Below are 639 nucleotides of genomic sequence, written 5' to 3' on the forward strand. Positions count from 1 at the left end.
TTGGGTGGGGCGATGTCGCACGCGACCAAGTCGGGCGTGGCGCACTTCGCCGCCGAGGACGAGGAGAGCTGCCTCGAGGACGTCAAGTACCTGCTGAGCTTCCTGCCCGCGAACAACCTCGAGCTGCCGCCGGTGGTCGACACCGGCGACGACCCCGACCGGCTGATCCCGGAGCTGGACGCGTTCGTGCCCGACAGCTCGAACCAGCCCTACGACGTGCGCGACATCGTGCGTCACGTGGTCGACGACGGCGAGTTCCTCGAGGTGCACCAGCACTACGCGGAGAACATCGTGGTCGGTCTCGCCCGCCTGGACGGCCAGACCGTCGGGGTGGTCGGCAACCAGCCGGCGTTCCTGGCCGGCGTGCTGGACATCGACAGCTCGGAGAAGGCCGCACGGTTCGTGCGGTTCTGCGATGCGTTCAACATCCCGATCGTGACGTTCGTGGACGTGCCGGGGTTCCTGCCCGGCACGGACCAGGAGTACGGCGGGATCATCCGCCACGGCGCGAAGCTGCTGTACGCCTATGCCGAGGCGTCCGTGCCCAAGCTGACCGTGATCGTGCGCAAGGCCTACGGCGGCGCCTACGACGTGATGGGGTCCAAGCACCTCGGCGCGGACGTGAACCTGGCCTGGCCG

General features: G+C 68.5%; 1 protein-coding gene. It reads left to right on the plus strand.

Annotated elements, in window-relative coordinates; genetic code table 11:
* A partial coding sequence (locus ACERM0_RS22750; protein WP_373680887.1) for an acyl-CoA carboxylase subunit beta occupies nucleotides 1-639 on the plus strand: 639 nt, incomplete at both ends.

Origin of the sequence: Egicoccus sp. AB-alg2, from assembly GCF_041821065.1 — a bacterium.
In the GTDB taxonomy this organism is placed as follows: Bacteria; Actinomycetota; Nitriliruptoria; order Nitriliruptorales; family Nitriliruptoraceae; genus Egicoccus.